Origin of the sequence: Pseudomonas sp. YuFO8, from assembly GCF_035065025.1 — a bacterium.
Taxonomy (GTDB): Bacteria; Pseudomonadota; Gammaproteobacteria; order Pseudomonadales; family Pseudomonadaceae; genus Aquipseudomonas; species Aquipseudomonas putida_AE.
This window is the reverse complement of record NZ_JAXDEQ010000130.1, coordinates 1-454: the sequence shown is the minus strand read 5'-3', so window position 1 is coordinate 454 and position 454 is coordinate 1. Positions and strand designations below refer to the sequence as shown.

Below are 454 nucleotides of genomic sequence, written 5' to 3'. Positions count from 1 at the left end.
AACCGACTGGAGCGCGACAGACGTGGTACTCGGTGTGGATGGCAAACCGCGTCGCTGGGTGTACCTGCATTACTTCAAGGAAGGCCAGCCGTCGCTGAACTGGCTGGATCCGACTTTTGCCGCGCAACAGATGATCATTGGCGATGCGCTGCACGCCATCGACGTGATGGGCGCGAAGATCCTGCGCCTGGACGCCAATGGTTTTCTCGGCGTGGAACGCAAGCTGGACGGCACGGCCTGGTCCGAGAGCCATCCGCTGTCGATCACCGGTAACCAGTTGCTCGGCGGCGCGATTCGCAAGGCCGGCGGTTTCAGCTTCCAGGAGTTGAACCTTACCGTGGATGACATCGCTTCCATGTCCCATGGCGGCGCCGACCTCTCCTATGACTTCATCACCCGTCCGGCGTATCAGCATGCATTGCTGATGGGCGACGCCGAGTTCCTGCGCCTGATG

The 454-nt window shown here is 61.2% G+C and carries 1 pseudogene; it reads left to right on the top strand.

What is annotated here, in order from left to right:
- Positions 1–454: pseudogene (locus tag SOP95_RS31625) on the top strand (maltose alpha-D-glucosyltransferase); the annotation flags it as partial.